Source organism: Anabaena sp. AL93 (assembly GCF_001672085.1).
GTDB lineage: Bacteria > Cyanobacteriota > Cyanobacteriia > Cyanobacteriales > Nostocaceae > Dolichospermum > Dolichospermum heterosporum.
Genome location: NZ_LJOU01000171.1, coordinates 1 through 6325, shown reverse-complemented (window position 1 = coordinate 6325; position 6325 = coordinate 1). Strand labels below are relative to the sequence as shown.

The 6325-nt window shown below is 41.4% G+C and carries 5 protein-coding genes; all 5 read right to left on the bottom strand.

Annotated features, from left to right (window positions below):
* Positions 1-527: 527 nt before the first annotated feature.
* Positions 528-2150 carry an archaeosortase/exosortase family protein gene (locus AN486_RS25900; RefSeq protein WP_290602990.1) on the bottom strand — a complete coding sequence of 541 codons (1623 nt, stop codon included), beginning with the start codon at positions 2148-2150 and terminating at the stop codon, positions 528-530.
* Between the two features lies 1 nt (position 2151).
* The gene (locus tag AN486_RS25895) at positions 2152-2928 is read right to left on the bottom strand and encodes an HpsJ family protein (RefSeq protein WP_290602988.1); all 777 of its coding nucleotides are present in this window, start codon (positions 2926-2928) and stop codon (positions 2152-2154) included.
* 1003 nt (positions 2929-3931) lie between these two features.
* Complete coding sequence (locus tag AN486_RS25890) at positions 3932-4507, bottom strand: hypothetical protein (protein WP_290602987.1); 576 nt, start codon at positions 4505-4507, stop codon at positions 3932-3934.
* Between the two features lie 146 nt (positions 4508-4653).
* Positions 4654-6015: a Calx-beta domain-containing protein gene (locus AN486_RS25885; protein ID WP_290602986.1), complete on the bottom strand. Its 1362-nt coding sequence runs from the start codon at positions 6013-6015 to the stop codon at positions 4654-4656.
* The coding region (locus AN486_RS25880; protein ID WP_290602985.1) for a hypothetical protein at positions 6012-6325 on the bottom strand (314 nt) is incomplete at its 5' end. The genes AN486_RS25885 and AN486_RS25880, both read right to left, overlap by 4 nt.

Genomic DNA, 6325 nt, shown 5'->3' with positions numbered 1-6325 from the left:
ATACAAACGACATTGCGTTATCAAAAAGTTACATCATCACGAGCAGAGGAAATCGCACAACTTGCTTTTAATACTCTAGTCAAATACTAGAATGATTTTCTCAAGACTAAACAAGAGCAAGTATATATTTTTCACTTAATAATCTTATTTAAATTATTTAAGGAGAGTATGTATTGTACTCTGCCTCAGAAAAATAAGGTTTCCTATTTCTTAACCATAAAACGTTGCATATTGCAAGCATCTTTACAAATCTTTGCATCGTGTCCCATTTTGCGCGTATCCCGGCTAGACCCCAAATTTAATAACCTGCAATTCTGATGTAACCTGGAATGGTGCGTTACGCTGTCGCTAACACACCCTACTTTTGCACCTTATTTAATTCACATTCCTTACCATTTTTGGGGAAGTTAGTAAATTACTAAATTGGTTTCTGCAACATTTATTTACATCGTGTCCCATTTTACCCTTATCCCGGTTAGACCCCTAATACTCTATTTTTGCGTTTGTATGGGAGTAAATCTTTTTGTCTAGTTTTTCAACTTAGGGAAATTACCCTGCCAATAAGACAATAAAGCCTGCCAAACAGCCTCCAATTCAGCATCACTACCATCAGCTTTGGACAAGGAGAGTTGCCCCCAGACACAGCGTTTGTCACGGAGAGTCTGTTTACCGTTGAAGAGATTCAACCATTGAGAGGGATTTAGATAAGGACGATAAAAATAGGCTATGAATTGACTCACTGTCGCCGTACTTTTTCCCATGGAATTAATGCAGGCTGTCAAATAGTTTTTTTCTCCAGAGGAGAACTGTAAATGATAACCTTTAGGGTTAATCTTTTCCAGAGGCTCTATCAGCTTAGGTAAATCTGGCAAAAAAGCCAACGAATTGTAGTAAGATTGAATATTGCCTAAATTAGAACTAGAGGGGATGTAGTAAAAATTGACAGTTAAATCCTGTCCGGTTTTTCGGTAATGATAAATTTGTCCTGATAGGATATCCTCCCTGCTTCCTGCTTCCATCTGATAAGCTTCCATATCCCTAGTCTGTTGTGGGAGATTTTGCTCCTTTTGCGGTATAGAAACAGGTTCACTAGCGGTTAATTGCCAACCGGGGAGAGGTATTTGCTGGGGAAAACTATAGGTAGCAATTTGACCCAACTTCGCGCTGTAATAAAACCAAAAATTAAATAAAATGATGATTAAACTAATACCTATGATTAGATTTGCATAGGACACTGGCTGGGATTTGCGAGAGGTGACCTTTGACGGTGATAATGGAATTTGATTATCGGGTGATAGTAACAAAATTATGGTTCCAAAGGATAGGAACGACAGTAGAGCAAAGATATTACCACCTTCATGTCCATGCCAATAATGAAATGCGGGTTTATCTGTTACCACCAATACCATAATTATTAATCGGCCAATGGAAAAAACCCCACTAATAAGGAATGAAAGGATAAAAGGCAAATAAATATTTCTCAGTAAAAAGGGAAAAAGAATGACTAGCGTGATGGAAACTCTTAATAGCATGAGCAGGAGTGATATCCCAGTACATCCATCATATATATCAATCGCGCCACCATTAACATAAACTATAGTCCCCTGATTCACGGAATCAAATCCCAAGTACCATAAAACAAAAGAGGTTATTTTCGCAGAGATAAGTGTAACAGAAAACCGACTCGACAATACCGACAATAATCGAATAAAGATAGAGACGAAAGTGGGAAAGATGACAATAATTGCTAATTCTTTCTGGAATTGTTTAATTCCTTGAAATCCTGATGCTAATAAGGCTAAACCAGCAGCACTAATCAGGGCAATAAAATACCAGTAAACCCAGATTGCTTCAACTAAAAAACCCGCCTTGATGTAAGGAATAATAACTAGGCAAAAACCAATGAAATTAGCAGGAAACTTGCTGACAAAAGCAATGTGATTGCGTTTATCGTAAATGTTAAATAAAATACCTATATATAGCAATAGCAGGTATGACCAGTTTTGAACATCTTTGTCAAATATCGAGTAGAGTGTTAAGTTAATTGCAGAAATCAACCCAAAGATGAATAGGAGTAGGAAAGTATGATCAAGTTTAACTTTCCTGAATCTTCCCATTTTACGTTTAATTGCTAACATTATCTGTAACATTCTAAAAAGCCTGGCCTATTTTGAACCAAATAAAAACAAAGGTAAAACTAAGAATAAAGAGAGCAATAATTGTTCTATAACTATTTTTCCATATACTCTTAGATTGCTGTTGCTTGGCTTGGTCAGTTGCTTCGGAAATTCTTCTTTTGGCAATGAGTAAGTTTTGTGTAATTGCATTTTTGATCTGAGGATCTGGTAAATTTAATTCCTTTGGACTCAGGTTGATATTCTTGCCAATAAGCTTAAGTTGTGCTGTAGTAACTCCAGAATTTAGACTCTTCTCGATTTGGCTTATTTGTTCAATATTGCTCTTTTGCTGTTCGATGAACTTACCATTGACTGATTTTAATAAACGTCCTGTATTTACAAAAACCAGGGGAATTGCCAGGAAAAATGCGACTCCCATCAATAGGATTATCCAGCGAATAATTTTTTGAAAAATAATTTCTGGAAAGCGGATGTCATATTGATTTTCACTAAAATAACGAGTAAAAATAAACCCCAAACCAATCAAAAAAACCCAACTGTGTTCAGTGAATGCTCTAATGGAATTAAGTTGACTTTCAAAGTTTTGCAGTTGAAACTGGGAAGCAACATAGATAAAGTCTATGAATGACATAATCACAAGAGCATAACCGATGATTGGTAATAGACCAGTCAGATCACTACTCTTAAATGAGATTCCTATTAATTCAACCCGACGGAAAAATTTGATAAAATTCCTGACTAAAGAGAAAAAGAAGAAATTAATGCTTTTTCTAATGTTCTTCATGTTCATGATGTTTTACTCTATATAGCGATATAGCGGTATGCACTTGAGTGAGATATACTAAACACGGGTGAGATTTAAACTTTTGCCAAATGACAAAGAACCTAGATGTGTAGGGGTAAAGCAAAAGCTCATTGGTGTCAACTTAGGTTACAGATGGCTTATTTGTTTGGCTTCCACACCCGCCAGGGAATAAATTCCCTGTCTCATAGCTCAAGTCCGTTAAAACGGACTAATGAATTTTCCTAGTATTTAGTCATCTTTTAGATGACTTTCGCTATTAGCAAGGAACTTGAGTTCCTTGCGGGATGAAGATTTTGCGTTAAGTTGACACCATTAAGCTTTTGCTTTACCCCTACGTTTAGAATCAAACAATCAAGCCGTTTTGAGTATACAGTCAGTAAATTACGACCTCTGTAGTAGCGTAGCATCGTTTTCGGCTTTGAGAATAACTTATTGAGTAGGGTGTGGTTCGGCAAGCTCACCAACCACGTCAGACTGCATAAATCCTGCAAATAAACAGATTTTTGATATCTGACGCACCCTACCAATGTGCCAGTTGCGTAAGTTCTGTAATTTTGTGGGCGAATATGCGCTTGTATCTGTTCTGGGTAACTTGACGATTTTTCCTCCTCCTGTCCCCTACTCCCCTACACTAAAAACGGGGTAATCTTGTGGGATGGGCATCTTGCCCGTCCTCATATTATTACCGGGCAAGACTTGTACTGAGCTTGTCGTTCGCGTAGCGTGGCGTTAGCCATAGTATGCCCGCACCACAAGAAATTTTGGGATATTTTTTTAATTGGAAGTCTCTAAATGTCCGCTGAAACAAAAAATGCGGCGCATCGCGCCTATAAGTAACTGGACAAAAATATTTACAGTCATTGCGAGCGAAGGGAAGCAATCACAACCCTTGGAATTGCTTCATTTCACTTCGTTCCATATGGCTAACGCCACGCAACGCTTACGCAATAAAATTGTGTAATTAATTCTGTCTCACTACTTAGACATTCTACTTTTTGAGAAGATTTCTACGCCATTGATTAACGCCCCACATCGCGCCGAGGGTGAAGATCCCTATGGAAGCATTAGGCTCAAAAGGTACGGGCGTAGCCGTTAAAGTTCCGCCAGACGCAGCTTCAAGTCCATTATTGCCAGTATATGATAAGCCGGCACCGTTTAATGAATCCAGCCAGTAACCACTAGTCTGTGAATCACCAATAGAAAAACCATTCGGCGTGCTATACGCTCCATCTTGCAAAATCCTGTTACCAGCGATTTCATAGTTAAAGTTATACTGACCATCACCTGAGATCGTTGCAAAATTATAAGAAGCTAGAGGCGTACCGTTTTTAAAAAAGTTGAGAGTGAAATCAGTAATTTCGCCATCAATAGACCGAATAAATCCGTCAGAAACGGTGTCAGCGCCAGTAACTGTGCCAGTTAACGAATAATTGTCAGCAGGATTCACATCCCCATTAGCATTCCAACTAAGATTTAGAGAAATGGCTTCGGCTGAAGATGCCCCAGCGATATAGGTGGTGAAACTGATAACCAAAGCGGAGGAGATTTTAGTGAGTTTAGTCATGATATTGCCTCTGAGAAATTAAAGTTAAGGAAGTGAAACAAAATTACGGCGTTGCTGAAACCAGGTATGAATTTAGGTGTAGAGACGTTCCATGGAACGTCTCTACAAGGGTTTTGAAATCATCAAACATGATTTTCATACCTCACTCAAATCAGCAAGCCAAAATTATCTGCATTAATCGTCGAAGCCGTGAGATTTAGCACGGTGGCCAGAAGACTACCACCAGAAAGAATCTGGGTATTAGCCCCACTTTGGTTAAAACTGAGGCTACCAAAAGAAAGCGTACCAGTAAAACCAAAACTGTCAGTGCCACTTACGAAATCGAAAATGATGTCGCTACCCGATGCAGTTTCTAGGGCAAAGATATCCGCACCTGCTCCACCTGTAAGCTGGTCGTTGCCTAGACCGCCATAGAGGGTATCATTACCAGCATCACCAAAGAGGCGATCTACACCTGCATTGCCTTTGATTATGTCGTTGCCTAGACCGCCATTGAGAACGTCATTACCTGATCCACCAAAAATCGAATCGTTGCCCAAACCTGCTGAGGCAAATACATTGCCTGTTCTATTAGTCAGGTTAATCGTGTCATTGCCAGATCCAGTTGAAACATTGATTACGGATGTTCCAGATGGAGCGACAATTGTTTCATGTTGATTGCTAGTAGGGCGATTGTAGAAATCAACAATTGACAGTACGGAAGTGGTGAATCCTCCTAATGTGGCTCCATAAGCCGCGCCTGTGGGATTAGTTAGGGATAGATTCACGGTTTCTACTGATTCGGTGATGCTATCCAAGACAATGGGAACGACTACGGTTTTGCTGGTTTCACCATCGGCAAAGTTGACTGTAATCGGGCTGCTGTTGTAGTCAGTAGTGGCTGTGGCTGTGCCTCCGCCCAGGTTGACGGTGACGCTGGCTGCGCCTGTGGTGTTGACGGTACGGTTAATGGTGATCGCTGAACTAGTGGTTCCATCTTCGTTAACGCTGTAGTTGGCGGCGCTAAATCCGAAAACGCTGGGATTTTCGTTGACATCTGTGAGGTTTAAAGTGTAAGCCGTGGTGACTGGTGTGGAACCTAAAACACTGCTATCACTTGCGTTAACGTTAATACTGTAACTAGACTTGGTTTCATAGTTCAGTGCATTACCAGCTTTGATATACAAGCCATTGCTGAAGATTTCAAAGAAACTAGCATCTGTGCCACTCAAACTGAGGGTATTTGTTCCCTGGGCATCATCTGTAACGGCAATATCAGCAACTTTGTAACGGGTTGCAGTGCTGGTATTTTCTGCCAAGGTGGTGGTGGTGTTGCCCAGAGTGACTGCGGTGGGTGCTTGGTTGTTAACAATGGTCAGAATGCCATAAATGTTCTGATTATCAGCTCCGCTATTAGAAGCGTCTGCTGCACTGTTGTTTGTGTATGTGGGCGCACCTAGAGAAATAACAGTAGGCAGCGATGTGGGCATTCCCGCGTTATTGCCATTGGTGTTGGTGGTGGACTTCATGGCGAAAATTGCCCCACCCAAACCTCTACCATTATTTTCACCTGTGCCACCAGTGGCGGTGTTGTTAGTAAAGGTGGTGTTGGTGAGGGTGAGAGAACCACTGCGGATAAATATTCCACCTCCAAACCCCGCACCGCCGCCGCCTTTGCCGCCGCCGCCGCCGAAGCCGCCGTAGCCGCTGCTACCGCTGCTACCGACGCCGCCGAAGCCGCTGCCGCCGTAGTAGCCGCCGAAGCCGCTGCCGCCGCCGAAGCCGCCGTCGCCGCCGTTGCCGCCGTTGCCGCCGTTGTCGCAGAAGTTGTAGCCGCCG

Excerpts from the sequence above, each read along its gene's own strand:
- AN486_RS25900 (WP_290602990.1), bottom strand. The coding sequence starts at position 2,150 with ATGTTACAGATAATGTTAGCAATTAAACGTAAAATGGGAAGATTCAGG.
- AN486_RS25885 (WP_290602986.1), bottom strand. The coding sequence starts at position 6,015 with ATGAAGTCCACCACCAACACCAATGGCAATAACGCGGGAATGCCCACA.
- AN486_RS25895 (WP_290602988.1), bottom strand. The coding sequence starts at position 2,928 with ATGAACATGAAGAACATTAGAAAAAGCATTAATTTCTTCTTTTTCTCT.
- AN486_RS25890 (WP_290602987.1), bottom strand. The coding sequence starts at position 4,507 with ATGACTAAACTCACTAAAATCTCCTCCGCTTTGGTTATCAGTTTCACC.